Here is a 1,566-nt window from a genome sequence, read left to right as displayed (position 1 = left end):
GGCTTCCCGATGACCGGCTTTTCGCTGCAATGGTACGGCAAGCTGATGGCCAATGAGGCGGTGCTGGCCGCGTTCCGAACGTCGCTGTGGATCGCCCTGGTCACCGCGGCCGCCACCACGGCGATCGGCGTCGTCACCTCGTTCGCGCTGGTGCGTTTCGAGTTCCCCGGCAAGCAGACGCTGAGCACGCTGGTGATCTTGCCGGCGCTGGTGCCCGAAACCATTCTGGGCGTCGGCCTCCTGGTGCTGATCAAGGCGGTCGACCAGCCGCGGACGATGCTCCTCCTGGTGCTCGGCCATATTCTGCTCGCCGTGCCCTATGTGGTGCTGATCACCCAGGCACGCATGGTGGGCATCCGGCGCGTCTATGAGGAGGCCGCGCTTTCGCTCGGCGCCTCGCGCTTCTCGTCCTTCCGCGAGATCACGCTGCCGCTGCTCATCCCGGCGGTGGTGGCGGGCGCGCTGCTCGCCTTCACCATCTCGTTCGACAACACCTCGGCCAGCCTGTTCTGGCGGCCGGCCGGCGTCGAGACCATGCCTACCCAAATCCTTTCGATGCTGAAGATTTCGATAAGCCCGGAGATCAATGCGCTGGGCACGGTCATGATCCTGGTGACCGTCGGCATCCCGCTGATCGGCGGCGTTCTCATGCAAAGCCTGACAAAATTGAGAAGACGAGGCGAACCAAAGGAGGAAGCAAAATGAAACTATCCACCACCAAGCGGCTGGAACGGCTGCATGACCGCTACGTGAACGGCGATTTGAGCCGCCGCACCTTTCTGAGCCTGACCGCCGCCGCCGCGGCCTCGGCCGGCCTCTCCATGCCGTGGATGAGCCGCGCGCTCGCCGCGGTCGAGCAGGTGCGCTTCGACGGCTGGGGCGGAACCGTGCAGGAGGCGATCGACAAATACGCCTTCCAGCCCTACACGGCCAAGACCAAGATCAAGGTGGTCCAGGGCACGTTCGGCGACGAGAACGAGATCATCACCAAGATCAAGACGGCGAAGCCCGGCGACTTCCAGATCGTGCATTCGTCCGGCGTCAACTACTACATCAAATACGTCAATGCCGGCATGAACTCGGAGATCAACGAGGCCAACATTCCCAACATGGCGAATGTGCTGCAGCCGATGATCGAGCCGTTCCGCAAGCTGACGCCAAAGCTCTCGGCGGTGCCCTACGACTACGGCACCACCGGCATCGCCTACAACACCAAGGTGATCTCGCCCGAGGAGGCGAAGGAAAAGGGTGCCGGCCTGCTGCTCGACAAGAAATACGCCGGCAAGGTCGGCGGCTATGCCGACATGACCACGCGCGTCTGGTACGCGGCTTTGGCCACCGGACAGGATCCCAACAACATCAAGGACATGGACACGATCTGGGCCAAGGTGCGCGAGACGCGCGACCTCGCCAAAAAATTCTGGAGCTCCGGCGCGGAACTGATGGACCTGTTGTCCAAGGGCGAGATCGTGGTGACCGACGCCTGGTCGGGCCGCGTCGCCGCCCTGCAGGATCAGGGCCATCCGATCGGCTATCTCGATCCTGCTGGCTCCTATGCCTGGATGG

2 protein-coding genes are annotated in these 1,566 nt (G+C 63.3%); both read left to right on the top strand.

The features are described 5' to 3' along the window. A partial coding sequence (locus EOA32_RS36960; RefSeq protein WP_145971506.1) for an ABC transporter permease occupies positions 1–705 on the top strand: 705 nt, incomplete at its 5' end. Beyond that, positions 702–1,566: extracellular solute-binding protein (locus EOA32_RS36955; RefSeq protein WP_128374288.1), on the top strand; the 865-nt coding region annotated here is incomplete at its 3' end. The genes EOA32_RS36960 and EOA32_RS36955, both read left to right, overlap by 4 nt.

This window comes from Mesorhizobium sp. M1A.F.Ca.ET.072.01.1.1 (assembly GCF_004023325.1).
Classification (GTDB): domain Bacteria; phylum Pseudomonadota; class Alphaproteobacteria; order Rhizobiales; family Rhizobiaceae; genus Mesorhizobium.
The sequence above is the reverse complement of the archived record's forward strand: the minus strand, read 5'-3'. Positions and strand labels throughout refer to the sequence as shown.